The organism is Paenibacillus sp. TCA20, from assembly GCF_000732325.1.
GTDB classification, from domain to species: domain Bacteria; phylum Bacillota; class Bacilli; order Paenibacillales; family Paenibacillaceae; genus Paenibacillus; species Paenibacillus urinalis.
Genome location: NZ_BBIW01000006.1, coordinates 141627 through 159369 on the forward strand (window position 1 = coordinate 141627; position 17743 = coordinate 159369).

The 17743-nt window shown below is 47.1% G+C and carries 14 protein-coding genes and 1 pseudogene; 2 read left to right on the plus strand and 13 right to left on the minus strand.

The genetic code is table 11. From position 1 onward, the window contains the following. Positions 1 to 403 precede the first annotated feature (403 nt). The 6 genes from TCA2_RS13565 to TCA2_RS13590 form a co-directional block, all read right to left on the minus strand. Positions 404 to 2593 (minus strand): alpha-galactosidase, encoded by a 2190-nt coding sequence (locus tag TCA2_RS13565; RefSeq protein ID WP_047912304.1) that lies wholly within the window; start codon positions 2591 to 2593, stop codon positions 404 to 406. A gap of 259 nt (positions 2594 to 2852) precedes the next feature. Next, positions 2853 to 3203 carry a type II toxin-antitoxin system PemK/MazF family toxin gene (locus tag TCA2_RS13570; RefSeq protein ID WP_047912142.1) on the minus strand — a complete coding sequence of 117 codons (351 nt, stop codon included), beginning with the start codon at positions 3201 to 3203 and terminating at the stop codon, positions 2853 to 2855. A 3-nt stretch (positions 3204 to 3206) separates the two neighbouring features. After that, on the minus strand, positions 3207 to 3488 hold the full coding sequence (locus TCA2_RS13575; protein WP_047912143.1) for a CopG family ribbon-helix-helix protein: 282 nt from the start codon (positions 3486 to 3488) through the stop codon (positions 3207 to 3209). Positions 3489 to 3715: 227 nt separating this feature from the next. Then, on the minus strand, positions 3716 to 4912 hold the full coding sequence (gene alr / locus TCA2_RS13580) for an alanine racemase (protein ID WP_047912144.1): 1197 nt from the start codon (positions 4910 to 4912) through the stop codon (positions 3716 to 3718). Positions 4913 to 5250: 338 nt separating this feature from the next. Then, entirely contained in the window at positions 5251 to 6489 is a 1239-nt protein-coding gene (locus TCA2_RS13585) for a DUF4367 domain-containing protein (RefSeq protein WP_047912145.1), read from the minus strand. A 190-nt stretch (positions 6490 to 6679) separates the two neighbouring features. Beyond that, a complete protein-coding gene (locus tag TCA2_RS13590; protein ID WP_047912146.1) occupies positions 6680 to 7243 on the minus strand; it encodes a GbsR/MarR family transcriptional regulator in 564 nt (187 codons plus the stop codon). A gap of 373 nt (positions 7244 to 7616) precedes the next feature. On the opposite strand from TCA2_RS13590, the gene TCA2_RS13595 reads away from it, so the two are divergent. Continuing rightward, the gene (locus tag TCA2_RS13595; protein ID WP_047912147.1) at positions 7617 to 8822 is read left to right on the plus strand and encodes a glycine betaine/L-proline ABC transporter ATP-binding protein; all 1206 of its coding nucleotides are present in this window, start codon (positions 7617 to 7619) and stop codon (positions 8820 to 8822) included. Then, positions 8815 to 10562: pseudogene (locus TCA2_RS27875) on the plus strand (glycine betaine ABC transporter substrate-binding protein). Before TCA2_RS13595 ends, TCA2_RS27875 begins: the two are co-directional and overlap by 8 nt. A 133-nt stretch (positions 10563 to 10695) precedes the next feature. Here TCA2_RS27875 and TCA2_RS13605 read toward each other — a convergent pair. The 7 genes from TCA2_RS13605 to TCA2_RS13635 form a co-directional block, all read right to left on the minus strand. Next, positions 10696 to 10977, minus strand: a complete 282-nt coding sequence (locus TCA2_RS13605) for a phage holin family protein (protein ID WP_047912148.1) — start codon at positions 10975 to 10977, stop codon at positions 10696 to 10698. 202 nt (positions 10978 to 11179) lie between these two features. After that, a complete protein-coding gene (locus TCA2_RS13610; protein WP_047912149.1) occupies positions 11180 to 12163 on the minus strand; it encodes a ring-cleaving dioxygenase in 984 nt (327 codons plus the stop codon). Positions 12164 to 12397: 234 nt separating this feature from the next. Further along, positions 12398 to 13021: a sporulation-specific diadenylate cyclase CdaS gene (gene cdaS / locus TCA2_RS13615; RefSeq protein WP_052511990.1), complete on the minus strand. Its 624-nt coding sequence runs from the start codon at positions 13019 to 13021 to the stop codon at positions 12398 to 12400. A 224-nt stretch (positions 13022 to 13245) separates the two neighbouring features. Further along, entirely contained in the window at positions 13246 to 13803 is a 558-nt protein-coding gene (locus tag TCA2_RS13620) for a YdhK family protein (RefSeq protein WP_047912306.1), read from the minus strand. A 166-nt stretch (positions 13804 to 13969) separates the two neighbouring features. Beyond that, positions 13970 to 14701, minus strand: coding sequence for a DUF6081 family protein (locus tag TCA2_RS13625; protein ID WP_047912150.1), 732 nt, complete (start codon positions 14699 to 14701; stop codon positions 13970 to 13972). 392 nt (positions 14702 to 15093) lie between these two features. Next, on the minus strand, positions 15094 to 16647 hold the full coding sequence (locus tag TCA2_RS13630) for a hydantoinase/oxoprolinase N-terminal domain-containing protein (RefSeq protein ID WP_047912151.1): 1554 nt from the start codon (positions 16645 to 16647) through the stop codon (positions 15094 to 15096). Then, entirely contained in the window at positions 16640 to 17743 is a 1104-nt protein-coding gene (locus tag TCA2_RS13635; RefSeq protein ID WP_047912152.1) for a DUF917 domain-containing protein, read from the minus strand. Before TCA2_RS13635 ends, TCA2_RS13630 begins: the two co-directional genes overlap by 8 nt.

Below are 17743 nucleotides of genomic sequence, written 5' to 3' on the forward strand. Positions count from 1 at the left end.
TTTAATAAGACCTGACAAGGTTCAACTCTAAGAACAAAGGCGAACGCATTCGCTTCTCCAGTCCATTCTCACCTGCTCCGCAGCGCTCCGTTAATGCTGATGCATCCTCCAAAAAATATCGCACCGTCCAATTTTTATTTGTAAACTGCACATATTTTTTAGGTTAAGGATTTTGTATAAATCCTGTGGTTAGTAGAAGTCGGTTTGTGCACCGCTTCATTCTCTATATTTTTCGGTTTAAAATGATTATTTTATCATCCGTTAAAGAATGATGATACTTTATTATCACAGAACTTGACCTTAATTTCCACATCTGACCTGCTTTCCACCCCTTTTCAATACAAAAAAAGACCGTTTCGGCCACTTCAGTGAGGGCCAAAACGGTCTGACTTAATATTAAGTTTTACACTCTCTTGAACCGATGAAGCTCGCTGTGGAAGTCACCCTTCTTGCTTCCCACCGAAATACCTGCATACATCAGCGCGTCTCCACTGTATACACCATCTCCATTAACGAGGGCATAGTCACGATCTGGATCCAAACCGGTCAGCTTGAGACGGGCGAGCGGAGCATTAGGCTCTGCAAGAACACGGAAGTAGAAAACAGCGACATCCACGCCGTCTGGTGATACGAACATCCAAGCGGTTTCATTGCCTTCAAACGGACTTAAGAGCCGGTAGAATACACCGAATTGCACAAGCTCACGGATTTCCTTATAGAGTTCAACCTGCGCAGCTACAACGGACTTCTCCTCATCTGTGAACTTGGTCAGATCCAGCTCATAACCAAAATTCCCGGACATTGCGACATTACCGCGAGTCTCAAGGGAAGTTGTACGTTCTACCTGGTGGTTAGGTACTGCCGAGATGTGTGAAGCCATCGCACTGACCGGATAAACAAGGCTTGTACCATATTGAATGCGAAGGCGAGACACCGCATCCGTATTGTCGCTCGTCCAGGTCTGAGGCATGTAGTACAGCATCCCTGGATCGAAACGCCCGCCGCCGCCGGAGCAGCTCTCAAACAGAATGTCAGGGAATTGAGAGGTGATGCGTTCCATCACATCATACAGACCCAGCATATAACGATGTGCCGTCTCCTTCTGTCTCTCCGCAGGCAGCTGTGCAGAACCAATCTCGGTCATATTCCGGTTCATATCCCACTTCACATAAGTAATTGGTGCACTTGATAAAATGTCTGTAATCATACGAACGATTTCATCCTGTACATCCTTGCGTGACATATCGAGCACGAGCTGCTGTCTGCCCTCTGTCCGGCGTCTGTCCGGAACATGCAGACACCAGTCCGGATGTGCCTTATACAATTCGCTGTCCGGTGAGATCATCTCCGGCTCGAACCACAGACCAAACTGCATTCCGGTATCCGTCACACGTTTCACTAGATTATCAAGTCCATCTGGCAGCTTCTTCTTGTCGACAACCCAGTCTCCCAGCGAAGAGTTATCGCTGTCACGATGACCGAACCAGCCGTCATCAAGAACAAATAGTTCAATGCCCAGCTCTTTGCCGGCTGCTGCAATACTCTCGATCTTGTCCGCATTGAAGTTGAAATACGTCGCTTCCCAGTTGTTGACCAGAATTGGACGCTGCTGATCTCTGAATTTCCCACGGGCCAATCTCTCCCGATACAAGGCATGGTAGCTGCGTGACATGCCGCCAAGACCCTGATCGGAATATACCATAACGACTTCTGGTGTTTGGAACGATTCTCCTGGTGTGAGCTGCCACCCGAACTCAAATGGATTGATACCAAGGGACAATCTCGTCGTCTTGAACTGATCCACTTCTGCAGCTGCTACGAAGCTTCCACTATACACAAGGCTGAAGCCAAACACTTCACCGGATACTTCCGTTGCCCCAGGCGTAAGAAGCGCTGCAAATGGATTCTGCTGATGTGAACTCGATCCGCGGCGGCTTTCGACACTTTGTGTGCCCACTGTCAGCGGCTTGCGGATCATTTCCCGCTCCCTGACCCAAGCACCTGATAATTGAAGCCACTCATAATCCGCATGAGGAAAATCAACGCTTGAGCTCAGTGCACGCAAAATTTCACTGGTCGCAGCTCCTGTATTGGTAATCCGGGCAGATCGGGTAATCGCATTATAATGATTATAAGCAGTATAGCTAAGCTCAAGCTTGATTCCAGCAACCGCATCCTCCAGCTGAATAATGAGCGTATCTGCTTCATCCTCTTGCTCTATATAAGTCTGCGGAAGACCTTCTAGCTGCGGCTTTCCGCGCACAATGCTGTGGCCTGTATATAAGAACTCGGTTACTGTGGAACCGTTTTCTTGTTTCAATTGAAGTGCCGGATTTCTAAAGTCACTCGTACCATATACCGGATATTCCTGCGGCAGTGTATCAAAAGATATCGTCCGGTCCTCAGGCACTGGATTTGGGCTGAAGGAGGAGCGCTCCTGACGCACCTGAAGCCAGCTTAAGTCACCGTGTCTTAGTTTTTTTCCATAATACAGATGGGTCAAATGTCCTGTAGGCATGACTTGAAATACATAACTTGCTTCTACGGTTTGCAGATGAAATAATCGCTTTTCCTCGGTATAGAAAATCCCCATATTTCCCTCCATGGTCTCCTCTGTTTCCAGCTTATCCGCGATCACTCGCAAGATAAATAACAGCGCTTTCAACAACATGAGACATCTTTTTATTTTTTTCTCTCATCAGTATAGATTTCTCTAGAGCGGAATGCAATGAATTATCTTCGTCTCTTGTTAGCGGTTTCAGCCAAAAAAAGTACCAATCCCGTTATTATAACCTAAAAAAGAGAGTGCACGGCCTATATAAGACCATGCACTCTCTTTACTCGAACAGCAATTAGAAATCAATTAATCCCAGACTGATCTGTAGAGCTTCACCCACAAGCTTCATCGTATCATCATCTAAATGCGTAATCTTGTCAGTCAGACGCTGTTTGTCAATCGTTCTAATCTGTTCGAGCAACACAACAGAATCCCGATCAAAACCGTGCAGTTCTGCATCAATTTCCACGTGGGTCGGCAGCTTCGCCTTCTGAATCTGAGCCGTGATGGCCGCAACGATACAAGTAGGACTGAAACGGTTGCCAATATCATTCTGGATCACAAGCACCGGTCTGACTCCCCCTTGCTCGGAACCGACAACGGGTGAAAGATCCGCAAAAAAAACGTCGCCGCGTTTAACGATCAATGTTTACACCCCGCTCACTAAGCGGCCCAGAGTGCTGTCTGCATCATCCTCCGCGTGAAAAGCTTCAGAAGCCATGGTCAAATTAATCTTGGCCATTTCCATGTAGCCTCGCTGCATTGACTCCCGGATATAACGCTTCTTCCGTTCGTTTAAGTACAGCTTCATGGCTTGCCTGATGAATTCACTGCGGTTCGAATTCTCCATTGCTACAATACCATCTACTTCCTGTAAGAGATGATCCGGCAAACTAATCATAATCCGTTTGGTGTTCTGTACATTGGTCAAGTTCTCTTCCACCCCCACACAAAACCTTACGCCACTGTGAAACAGTATAACGTTATTTAAGGAAATTTATACAAGAGGATATATATGCCCCGCGTATATCAACTATGCATTACTCATTATAAACGGTATGATATCATACGTACATCATCCATTTTGCGAATAACTACACTTTTCGCGGACATTAGACGAAAATCCTCTTTTCAAAAGCGAAAAATTTCCGGAAAATTTTAGGATAAGAGAGAGTTTACTCGAGATATGACTTGACCGGACCTCATGTACACACGCGGAATACGATTCGCCAGCATACAGATCACTTCATAGTTAATGGTACCCAGCTTGGAGGCCAGTTCGTCGGCACTAATGGTACTGCCCATCTGCTGACCGATGATAACAACCTCTTCACCTGCTTTGATATCTTCCTGTTCTTCATTTAACGATTGTAATGACACCATACACTGATCCATGCAGATCGTACCAACGACTGGAACGCGGCGTCCGCGTACTAATACTTCAACCTTACCGCCGAGCATTCGTGAGAAACCGTCTGCATAGCCGATAGGCAAGGTTCCAATCTTCTCGTCCTTTGACGAGTAGTATCTTGTTCCATAACTTATACCCCAATGTTCAGGAACCTCTTTTACGTATACTATCTTTGTCGTAAGTGTCAGCACTGGGAGCAAGTGAACCGCATCATGATCAACCTCGGCTGACGGATATAGTCCGTACAGGCTGATGCCCACCCGAACCATATCCAGACTCAGCGTCGGTGTATCAATCGCAGCTGCACTATTTCCCGTATGTATGATCGGGATGCTGTAGCCCTGATTTCGCAGTGCACTCACCACATCCATAAATCGTTGGTACTGTATAAGTGTATAGGCTTTATCCTCTTCGTCTGCCTTGGCAAAATGGGTATATACCCCTTCAAGCATGACATAAGACAATCGTTTCAATCGCTGAGCATAATGCTCAGCATCTTTCGCTGTGATGACACCTAGTCGTCCCATTCCACTATCAATCTTAAGATGGACTTTCAAAGAGATGTCCTGATGATCATCCATTGCGAAAGGTTCGAGAGCTTCAATACTCTGCAGCACCTCTTCACTAAACACTGTAACCGTAATTTGATGCTTGTAAGCAACCTCAATACCTTCCGGCGGTGTATATCCCAGTACCAGAATCGGAGAGCGAACACCTGCCTGTCTCAGCTCAAGCGCTTCATCCAGAAAGGCAACATTCAGATAGTCCACATCCAGCCGTTCCAGCTCTTTTGCAATTTCCACTGCTCCATGGCCATAGGCGTTAGCCTTCACACATGCACTGAAGAGCACACCTTCTGGCAATGCTTTACGAAAACAATCCACATTATGTCTTAAATGATCCAAGTTGATTTCAGCTTGGGTCGGGCGATACTGTCCTTGCACCCGCAGTCACCTTCCCTGATTTACATTATCCACTACAGCAATAAGTCTTATCGTATAAAACAGGGGGACCGCTGTCAAATACAGGTGTTTCTAATTTTGGAACCTTAAAAAAAGAAGATATACTCATAACATACCCAATACTTCCGCAGATAAAAATACTGGAGTTATTTTCGCATCGTTATATTATTTCCATGACTCAATCTTCCAGTAACAGTCAATTCCGTCCACAAAGAGGAGAACAGCCGTTATTTTACGGAAGACTTCCATAAATAACGGCTTGATTTATTATATTACCTATAGATGTTTTGGTTCTCAGTAATTACGCAGAAGCAGCATAATTATTTACCCGTTTGATCCTGCATTGAAGCAGCGATTTTTACCATTTCGGATTCCGGCAGATCATCGCTTGTAATTCTGTATTCCATACCCTCATCAAACCAGGTCAGTGTTCTCGGCAGCTCGGTTGTAATCATCCCGATTGTGAATCCGAGATCGACCGGACTCGTTACCGCATAGGATGATGCACGGTCCTGAGGTCTTGCTTCTATAATAGTGTAATTATATGTTCCTTCGAATCGAAGCATAACCGCGTAATCGTCCTCTGTCTCCATAATGGTCGGCTCGCCTTTGAAATCAACACCTTCCGGCAGATAGGTAGGCTCAATTACGCCGAAGTCTCCAAGCTCAGGAATGTCGATGGCACCTGTTGTTTCATCTGTAGCTTCAGGTGACTCTGCTGCATCATCCGCAGGAGCTTGTTCGTTGTTCACCTCAGCACCCGGAGCATTCGCCTCTGGAGTTCCTGATTCAGTTCCTGGGTCTGTCTCCCCCGCATTGTCTTCCGGTGTTGTAACCTCCTCATTCACTTGCGGAACGGTTTCGCCACTCTCGCTGCCGCTTGGCTCGGTAATTGTACCTTCGGCAGGTGCTTGGCCTTCACCTGTATTTACGGACATATTCTTCTGCATATCAAAGGCTTCTTTCTCGAACTTCGTACCGAACTCGAAGTTGTCAAACTTCACATCCACTACAACCTTCGCATTGGCATCGGATACAGATACCTGCTTAGGAGCATAGTCCGCTTTGTTCAGCCAAATTTTTTGGCGCACAAGGGAATGGGTATTGTAGTTGGCAGCGACTTCAAAAACATAGCTCTCTTCCTCATCGACAAACTGACGTGTGTTGTCTCCAATAATGCTGCGAACCAGTGTTTCATACAGATACACTTGACCCTGGTTATCCGGCCAGTCGCTTTGGAAGCGGAAGCTCTTGTTCAGACTAGGAGTGAGGACAAATACACCATCATCATTACGCAGGACGATCTGAGTGATGTCCTTCTTGGCATTCGTCAGCGCAATACGGTAATACGAAGGCTTTTGGTGCCATACTTCAACTTTGTACTCCTGAGGCGTCTCTCCTGAATAGAGGGTCATTACACCTGATCCCTGATAACTCTCAAGACCACCCACGACTTCGTTCAAATCCTTTACTACTGAATCTGCATCCTTTGGTCCACAAGCCGCAAGCAGACCTGAAAAGCACAGAACCATGGCTAGAACCCATGATATCCGGCGCATGACATCATCCCCTTTAACACTGATTTCAACTGATTGATACATGTCTATGAGGGACTTGTTCGATTTATGCAGACTGGCCTGACAAGCATAACAAAACATATTTTTTAGGCCTAGAAATCTGTGGTTTGAAGGAAATAATTCCATAAAAAAGAGCCCATTTAGGGCTCTACAAATGCTGTGCTGCATAGGGCTACTCGAGATCTTCTTCCTTGGGGACCAGTTCAAAGATTTTTTCCGATTCCATCGTATCAATGAGACGATTCAGCCACTTGTAATAAGCCACAGCCGCCTTCATCTTCTCCATATCCTGAACGAGGACCTCCTTCAGAGGCTCGTCATCCTGATACGCTCTCAGCATGCGCTCAATCTCTTCAATGGCTTTCTTGAAAGAGAGCAGATTACTCTCCGCTGCCTTTCTCCATTTGATCGCAAAATAGTCCGTAAACGTCTGATGCCAGTCGTATTCAACTTCATATTGATCTTTGCGGGACCCCTTGCTCCATACCTTATTGACCATCTTCATATCAAGGAGATTACGTACGCCTGTACTCATGCTGGTCTTGCTCATTTCCATCTCTCGTCCCATATCATCCAGCGTCATCGGCTTATCGGCAAAAAAAAGCAGTCCATATAAATGTCCGGAAGAGGAGCTGAGTCCATACAAGTCCATATTTTTACCAACGGTTTGGATTACGCGCTTGCGAATATTCATTAGTTTGTCTTGCTGCTGTTCATTTAATTGGTCCAAGCTCATGCTTGCAACCTCCCATTCTAAATCGTCAGGTATTAAAAAAAAGTCAAGATAAGAGGTCTTATCTCACACCGACATAAACTGAATCCATTCAGGACAAAATATAGGCACCTAAACATAACATGATCTATTTTAGAAAAAGCATCATCAAAAGTAAAGAAACTACAGCCCTAGATCGGCATCAAAAAATAACGTTAAACCTTGATGTGACAGCACTCTAAACTTTGTACAGTTTTTTCTGTACATACTTTACGTTCTGAATGTTCGTTTGAAATTATACATTTTATTTGTTACACTGGCAAAGGCTTATGTTCAGAATACAAGCTTCACAGAGTGTACATCCGCTCTGCCAAGCTATAAATAAAGGAGTGTACCTATGACCATTCTGGAAGTCAGAAACGTCAGCAAGCTGTTTGGTCCCGGCGCAAGCGAGGGCGCAAAGCTGCTCAGTCAAGGCTGGGACAAGAAACGGCTGGCCACAGAAAAAGGAATCACGGTTGGTGTGAACCAAGTCAATATGGAAATTAAGCAGGGAGAAATCTTTGTGATTATGGGCTTGTCCGGAAGCGGAAAGTCTACTCTGGTGCGAATGCTAAATCGCTTGATTGAACCCACCTCCGGCGAAATTCTTGTTCATGGCAAGGATCTTCGCAAGATGAACAAAGAACAGCTCCGTGAAGTGAGAAGAAAAACGATCAGCATGGTGTTCCAGAGCTTTGCGCTTCTGCCGCACCGTACGGTGCTGGATAACGTAGAATATGGACTTGAAATTCAAAAAGTGGATAAATCCATTCGTACCGAAAAAGCAAAAGAAGCTTTGGCGCTTGTCGGTCTCAAAGGCTGGGAGGACAAGCTACCAAGTGAGCTGAGTGGTGGTATGCAGCAGCGTGTGGGTCTCGCCAGAGCACTGGCTAACGATCCTGAAGTCATGCTCATGGATGAAGCCTTCAGTGCGCTTGACCCTCTGATTCGCCGTGATATGCAGGACGAGCTGCTCGAGCTGCAGGATCGGATGAAGAAGACCATTGTCTTCATTACACATGATCTGGATGAAGCGCTCCGCATCGGAGACCGCATTGCACTGATGAAAGACGGTGCAGTAGAACAGATTGGAACACCGGAAGAAATCATGATTCAGCCGGCGAACTCATTCGTCGCACGATTTGTGGAGGATGTGGATCTGTCGAAGGTTCTGACTGCTGCTCATGTCATGCGCAGACCAGAAACCATTACGCTGGACCGCGGACCTCGTGTTGCTCTTGAGCTGATGCGTGAAAGAGGGATATCCAACCTATTCGTTATTGACCGTTCGAAGAAGCTGCTTGGCGTGATCACAGCTGAGGATGCTTCCCGCGCATCGAAGGATGGACAAACCATTCAGGATATTCTGATCACCGATGGACCTCAAGTACCGCCGGAAACGCTAATGAATGAACTGTTCGAAATTACGAGCTCTGCGAAGGTTCCCCTTGCCGTCGTTAATGAGAACGGAAGATTGGAAGGCGTGATTGTAAGAGGCGCACTCCTCGGAGCGCTCGGCGGAGAAGTGTCTGCAACGAAGGAGGAATCTATAAATGCCTAAGTTACCTATTGCGGAGTGGATTGATGCCATTGTCGATTGGCTGAATGTATCCATTGCCGGATTCTTCCGTCTCATTTCAACCGTCATTGAAAGTGTCGTTGGATTTTTCTCAGGGCTGTTTATGCTCCCACATCCTATTCTGTTTATCATCATTATAGGGGTCCTTGCTTACTTGCTGGGTAAATGGAAGCTCACCCTGTTTACTGTACTGGGCTTCCTGCTTATCTATAACTTGGGATACTGGCCGCAGTCCATGGATACGCTCGGGCTTGTTGTGACCTCAGGTATTATATCGATTGTAATCGGCGTACCGCTTGGATTTTTTCTGCATACAGCCGCTCTATAGAGCGTATCGTCACACCGATTCTGGACCTGATGCAGACGATGCCTGCCTTTGTATACCTGCTTCCGGCAGTAACCTTCTTCAGTCTAGGCGTTGTACCGGGTGTTATTGCTTCTGTTATCTTCTCTATACCGCCTACGATTCGGATGACCCATCTTGGGATTCGTCAGGTATCAAAAGAACTGGTCGAGGCTGCAGATGCATTCGGATCTACATCTAGCCAGAAGCTGTTCAAGGTACAGCTCCCGCTTGCCATGCCTACTCTGATGAGCGGTGTGAATCAAACCATCATGCTGTCACTGTCTATGGTCGTTATTGCTTCCATGATCGGTGCGCAAGGGATTGGTGCCGAAGTATACCGTGCAGTAGGACAGCTTCAAATCGGTAAGGGCTTTGAGGCTGGACTTGTTGTCGTCGTTCTTGCCATTGTGCTTGACCGATTTACACAGAACCTCGTCGGCAAGCCAGGGCAAAAGAAGAAGAGCCGTCTTACTTCCAAGCAGCGTATCTGGATCGGTTCGGCTGCAGCAGCTATTGTACTGATTGCAGGATTCTCCCAATACTTTGTGGGCGGATCAACTACAGGCGGGACAACAGCCAGCGGTGGTGTAGGTGAAGAAGTAAACTACGAAATTATCGGAATTGACCCTGGTGCCGGGATTATGGCATCTACCAATAAGGCCATTGAGGATTATGAGCTGACGGATTGGACACTGGTCGAAGGCTCCGGTTCAGCGATGACCGCCATGCTGGAAAGAGCCATTCAGAATGAGCAGCCGATTATTGTAACCGGCTGGACACCTCACTGGATGTTTAATAAATATGATCTGAAATACTTAGAAGATCCGAAGAAGTCTTACGGTGAAGCGGAGGAAATTCATACCGTAGCGCGTAAAGGACTTCAAGAAGACCATCCGACCGCCTATGAGTTCCTGGATCGGTTCCAGTGGACTCCTGAGGATATGGGCGAAATCATGATTGCCATTCAGGATGGCGCTTCTGCTGAGGAGGCTGCAGCGGAATGGGCTGCAGCTCATCCAGATAAAGTAGAGGAATGGATCAGCGGTTTATCACCGGTCAGCGGTGATTCCATTAAGCTCAGCTATGTAGCCTGGGATTCTGAAATTGCGAGTACCAACCTAGTCGCATACATCCTGTCGGAGAAGCTCGGCTACAATGTCACTTCTCTGCAAGTTGAAATGGGACCGATGTGGCAGGGTGTGGCGAGCGGAGATGTAGATGCATCCCTTGCTGCTTGGCTGCCGGTTACCTCCGCGACTTACCTGGAGAAATACAAGGATCAAATTGATGATCTGGGCATCAACCTTGAAGGTGCCAAGACAGGTCTTACCGTACCTGCTTACATGGATATTGATTCCATTGAGGATTTGAAGTAAATTAAACAACACAAAGCCGCAGTGAACTAGGTAATTCTAGATCACTGCGGCTTTTTCTATTGATGTCCAGCTGGAGTAAGATTACATATCCCTTGTTTGCTGCTTGCCGCTGACATTTGCCATCTGCTATTTACTACTCATTCTTACCAGAGCCACTCCTCGCACTTCTTGTCTGCTTCACCACCTGGTGTCCATATACCGAAAATGCGCCTGCAAGAATGCCTTGTATGACTGAATCGGGCGAAAGACCGAGTATCCATACACTCAAACCGACGGCTACGACGACAACAACATACACAATCGTCCAATCCGGAAAGGATGGGGTTGACTTCAGAATATATCCTACCACCCAGCATGCCGCCACGACGCCGAACAGTCTCGGGTCGATCAATTCCCATATTGCGCTCCATTCCACTAAGGGCCGCCCCCTATCTCTCAAAGATTCCTCTACTCGTTATATATGCGAATAAATAGGAAATATGTACATGCTGTGCCAACGAACCCTTAGGGGACAATTATTAGTGAATATAAACTAGAAGAAAGCCTCCTTCCTTTTGATAAAGGAAAGAGGCATCTATAGGCATCATTATTCTATAGCTAGTATCCGTTAACGATCGTTATTCATATTCCTTGTCAATTACTCGATCGCTTCGCATCGTATTAATCGGACGTACATCCTGCTCAATCTGTTCACGATGCGGCTCAAGGAATGGTGGCAAGGACAGCTTCTCTCCCAAAGTCTCGTAAGGCTCATCTCCCATGAAACCAGGGCCGTCCGTTGCAAATTCAAATAGAAGCTGCGGCGTGACTCTCGCATATAATGATTCGAAGAAATGCCGATCTACATAGCCTGAGGTTGTAAATCCGAAGCTCGACATCCGCTCAATCCATTCTTCTAGCACGGCACGGTCTTCTACGCGGAATGCAGCATGATGAACGGTTCCGTACCCTTGGCGTGCAGGCGGAAGCATCGTATTATGTTCAACGACAACCTGTGCTCCATTGCCTCCTTCACCCACCTCGAACAAATGAAGCGAGCCTTCAGCAGCAATTTCCTTGAATAAGAGTACCCGCTCCATTAATTCTTTAATGTAATCGAACTGAGCATGACGTATATAGATGGGTCCCAGGCCTGTAATGGCATATTCCAGTGGGATGGGTCCATTCTGCCAAGGTGTCCCCGAAGCCACTCCTTTGTTATGCTCATCCGAGATCAGCTGGTACTGCTGATCATCAAAATCAACAAAGGACAATGTCTTCTTGCCGAATTGTTCTTTTACCCCGGTATGCTTGACACCAAGGCGGTCAAATCTCTTGACCCAATAATCAATAGCCGCATCGCTCGGCACCCGGAATGAAGTCTTGTAAATTTCATCATTACCATGCTTGCCTTGCGGAATGCCGGGGAAATCGAAGAAGGTCATATCCGTTCCCGCACTCCCCTTGTCATCTGCGAAGAACAAATGATAGGTCTGAATATCGTCCTGGTTAACCGTCTTCTTAACGAGACGCATGCCGAGAACATAGGTGAAGAACTCATAGTTCTTCTCCGCATTGCTGGTGATTGCCGTTACGTGATGGATTCCTTTTAAATGATTCATAATTTCATCTCCTTAGTTAAATAGGATAAGCCGTGATCAAAATCATTACTGATAAAATGAAGCTTAATGAAAATGATCTAATTAAAATATTTTAAAATTAAGATAAATTCTCGTAAAGCAAGAGGTTTTGTTATGCTGCTTCTATGATTATTAGTTTATAACTAAACTGATGGGCTGTCAAGGCTCTTTATGATACCATCGATCGCACAGCATTCATCCGCTGCTCCCCACTTGCTACAGCAAGCCGCTCGGCTGAACCGGATACAGCTTGCCCTGAATAGCAAAGGATACACGTCCCGTCTCCTCGGAGACGACCAGTACAAGACAGTCTGTACGTTCGGTTAGTCCAATGGCCGCGCGGTGCCGTGTGCCCAGCATCTCCTCGCCTTCATAAAACTGTGCGGTAGGATAAATATTGCCCGCGGATCGAATGACATTCTTATCAACGACAACCCCGCCGTCATGCAATGGATTTCCCGGGTAAAATATCGACTCCATCAGTGAAAAGGAAAGAATCGCATTGATCGGAATGCCAGAATGGACAAACGGTTTGATCTCGTCCTTTCTTCGAATAGCAATGAGCGCTCCATGTCTTCGCTCTGATAAATGCTGTACGGTCGTTGCCAGCGTCGTATAATGATCTGTAAACGGCTCAAGATAAGTTCGTAAGTAGTAAGAGGCAGCAATGGTATGAATAGCCCGGAACTGCTGATTCATCTGCTCGAATTGATTCAGAATACAGCACTGATTCTCCTCTATCGTGCCAAGTACACGATGGATGCCATCCATCAGTAGATGCAGCTGATCATTCAACTGATTTTTCATCGCTTCTGGCAGTGCCGGTTCACGTGTATCCATATTGCTTCATGCCTCCTTCATTAGATAAATTTATCCTTTATAGGATTCCCCGCATAACTGTGAAGCTATACAGTAGAGGATATTAGGATGCTGCATATATCGCTGACAATTATCCATTATTTTAAGGCATATGAAGACTTTATGAGCTGCTAACAAAAATGCCTGCGGTTCAGGACTAAGTCCTGCATCGCAAGCATTTGTCGTATCCTCGTTAAAACGGTAATTTACAGTGCTGCCAGCTCTTCTTCCGTCACCCATTTATGGTTTGACACAGGCTCGCCGCCCGTCGTTGGAGTGAAATCAACCATATATACGGTTGTGGGCTTGGCCGAATCGATCGTGGCCTCTGCTCCTTTCATCCCTTCCATATGATCGGCGAGCAGCACGACCTCGCTGCCTGGTGCAAACGGTTCGCTGCCCGCATCCTGGATTTCTTCATGGATGACCCACTTATGATCCGTTACTTCCTCCCCACCGGTAACAGGTGTATATGAAACCGTATAAACGGTCGTATCATAGGCTCCGGTAATCTTAGCTTCTGCTCCCTTCATGCCTGACATGTGGTCTGTAGTCATCTGCGCCGTGTCTCCGACCTTATATTTCGGATTTGCCGCTTCCTTCAAACCTTCAGGAACCTCTCCTGACGAAGAATGATTCATGGCCGAATGATCCTCGTGCGCCGCTGTGTCTGCAGCATCGTTTGAATTGCTGTCGCCAGCATTCCCACATCCGCTCATGATGAGCATAGCTGTCATTCCGATTAGTGCCCATTGTTTTTTCATATTTCGTTCACCTCGTCTAAAGTCTTTGATGCATTTATAATATACCCTATAGGGGTATAATTCAAACATTATATTTCTCCTTGTCATGCCCGTTAAAAATAAAACAGCCTTTCGTTCCAAAGGAACAAAGGCTGTTAAAGAGGTTACGATATGGAACTCACGCTGTTTATTCCTTAATCGTTACGGTCACTGGTGAATACTCAGCGATGACCGTCTGTCCATGCACAGATACGCTGCCTTCCGGAGACAAGTCCTTCTCCGTCATAATGCCGAGCGCAATCGTAAATTTGTTCATTTTGATCGGAATGCCGGTTTCACGGCGTACCTCGTGGCCATTGACGAGGAATACAGCTTCATCATTAGCACGGTTGTACGTAATGGTATACGTGTTGAACTCCTGAGGCTTAAAGTGAGCGTCATCTTCTTTGAAAATGCTGAAGTAACGGGTCTTGTCCGATTCAGGAACCTTCACGCCAGGGAACGGCAGAATGGCATACACACTGCAGAACTGCTCATTGTTAGCAAAGAAGTCGAGCGCGGCTCCGGTACTGAAATCCAGTAAATTCAGGGATACATAGCCATCATAAAAATCTCCGGGAACGGTTCCTCTTGTACGCGCACGAATCTGCAGCTCGAAGGTCACTTCACCGGATTCCGGCACTTCGACTTCCTCCGCGGAATAATACATATGCTTCGCATTATCGAGAATCTGAACTTGGTCATGCTGCCGGCTCAGCGGCGCCCGTACATATAATATTCCGTTCCGTACGATGACCACCGCATCCGGCTCCCTGTACTCCCAGAACGTTCCGTCCGGAAGAGCGAATCCTCCAATCTTCCACACTTTACCTTCATCTAAAATGGAGTGAAAATCTCCAAATACACGCTGCTGCTCCATTGATCGATCCTTCTTTCTATAAATAAATGTGAATGGGGTCTCAAGTGACCATACCCTTCTAGTATATAGGATTATCTCGAACAATTCCTGTCCAATACATGAAGAACTCCAATCTGCACTCTATTTCTAAGATGATAAGGGATGGTAGCGACAACGACATTTTTACGGTACAGCAAATAGGTCCGGATCACCAGGCACGATATAAACAGCACCAATTCTTCCAACGTAATGCCGTATAGATTCATTTATAACCAATGCCGGCGATGAGAGCGTATTGAATCCATTCTATTTATCGAAATCTCACGCTCACTTCCTTATGCATATATTTACATAAAAAAGAGGCTTCTATGGAAAGTATTACACTTTCACATAAAAACCTCTCATCCTTCATTTTATCTCATCTGACCTACGACCTTCACTCGGAGCCTGGTTGCATTCTCCGGGTGATAAGCCAGCGGCGTTTCTTCCACTTCGACCAATTCAATCGTGTCCGCTGCAGCTCCTGCGAGCACCGCTTGGTTCACCGCTTTCTCCCGGGCATCCTGAAGCGAGAATTCGCGCGGCTCTCTGGAGTAAATATAGATCTGTTCATACTGCCCGCTGATCTGGGCAATCGATGCTCCAATCGCATTGGCAACACCGCCATTCGGCACCTTGATCATACTCGCTACACCGCGGATGCTGTCCGGCACAATAATACTACCTCCGCCGACAAGCACAAGCCTCACATCGTCAGAGGAGGTCTTCATCTTATCAATTGCCTGCTCGAGGATCAGAGAGATTTCCGCCTGAACGGATCTTGCAAAATCTTCTTCCAGGTGAGCGACAAGCGATGGATCACCAACGTCGGCCAGCCCCAGCCGGACTGCAATATCTGTCGTCGTCAGCGTCTTGCCGCCAAAGACAAGCGCCTCTTCACCGATTCGGTAACCGACACTGTCCGGTCCCACCGTAATCTTACCGCTCTCATTCACACGAACAATGCTCCCGCCGCCGAGTCCTACAGAGATGATGTCCGGCATCCGGAAGTTCGTCCGAATATCACCAACCTCTACCGCTACAGAAGATTCTCTTGGAAACCCATCCTGCAATACTCCAATATCCGAAGTTGTACCTCCTACATCCAGCACCATCGTGTCCTTAATCTGCGCCAAATAAGAAGCGCCTCTTATGCTGTTCGTCGGTCCGCAGGCAATCGTAAGAATAGGGAACTGCTTCGCATAGTCAATAGACATGAGGGTGCCGTCATTCTGACACAAGAACACTTGTGCAGCAGTAATCCCCTCCTCCGCCAGAGCATGGACAAACCCTTCTGTGGTCGTCTTAATAACCTTACACAAGGCAGCGTTCAGAATCGTTGCATTCTCACGCTCAATGAGTCCTACTGAGCCGATTAAGGAGGAGCAGGATACCGGGAAGCCTTCGCCATAAGCCTTGTGAATGAGGTCCCGCACCTGCAGTTCCTGATCATTCTTGATGGAAGAAAATACGCCAATGACTGCAATTGCTTCGACTTGATCCTGCCATTCCTTAAGAATGGCGGTAATCTCTGCTTCGTTAATCTCGCCTAGCACCTGACCGTCATATTCATAACCGCCTTGAACGAGGGCATAACGGCCAGACAACACCTCCATCATATCCTGCGGCCAGGCCGTATAAGGAGGAACGGAGGCAGTCGCTGGATAACCCAAGCGGATGACACCAACCTTGGCCAATTTCTTGCGCTCTACAATCGCATTGGTACACTGCGTCGTACCCAGCATTGCATGTGTAATTTGGGTCTTGTCGATCCCCGCCTCTGCAAGCAGGCTTCTGAGTGATGCTTCGATCCCTGATCCGATATCGAGGCTTGTCGGAGATTTCACCGCATGAAGAAGCTGATTATGCTCATCCAGCAAAATGGCATCCGTATTCGTTCCACCCACATCAATTCCGATTCTATACATGGTCCTTCACCGCCTTGTTCACTAGTTCCTCAATTGGGACATAATCGTAGTCATAGCCAAAGTATCTTGGTCCTGCTGTTTCGATCCCCTTCTTCGTTCTCCATTTATGATCGCAAGGAAGTCCAATAACCCGCACACGCTTCCCGTATTTCAGGCTTTCTGTGGTTACCGGAGACAGCGTCTCATAGTCCACCAGGCACAGAAGATCCGGTGTCATCGCGATGACCTCATCATCCTTCTCAGCAATGAGATTCTCATTCTGGAAATGCACCTTCATCATTCCGCCTTTATGCGCTTCAATGCCCTCCAGATTTATTCGTCCGAGGTTGAAGCCTCCCTTGGTTTCCCGAATGACGTCAACAATCTTACCCTGGAAGAGCTCATATCCCGATACAAGGGCCAGCAGCTCGCTGAGCTTGTCCTTGGCATCCTTGTGATTAGAAGCTATAATCTGTCCAATCTTCTCAGAGAGCGTCACGATATGGTGAACCCCGCTCTGCTTCATCTGCAAGCCCGTCGTAGGATAGAGGCTCACGAGTGAGCTTGCCCCCATCTCGACTGTGGCCGTCCGCGCAAGACGCTCGGTCCAGCGGTTGTTGATCGTTTCAAAAATACCGATGTTTCCCTTCTCATCCGTAATCGCCATTGGCGTTGCTGATATTCCGTCCAGGTTGAAGGTCACCATCTGCAGCTCGGGGAAGGCTCTGCCCATTCCGTCACAATCGACCAGGGGCAATCCCAGCTGGGCTGCAACGACAATCGGAATCATCGAGTTCACGCCGCCTGCTTCCATCGGATAAGTACCAGCAATCTTGTCCTTGCCCAGGTACTGGGAGAGCTTCTGAAAGACTTTAACGAATTCCTCTCCATTGGGGAACTTTTCGGACGAGACCGATGGCGCTCCCATCATTGCCGTAGGAATAAAGAAGTCTTCATCCTCTATTTCATCAACCGTAACCAGTTGAACAGGTCCATTCTTCTCAATCGCTGATATGGCCATAAGTTTGCCGATATAAGGGTCACCCCCGCCGCCCGTTCCAAGAAACGCAGCGCCAATCGCAATATGTTCAATCGCAGCTTTATCTAAATATCTCAT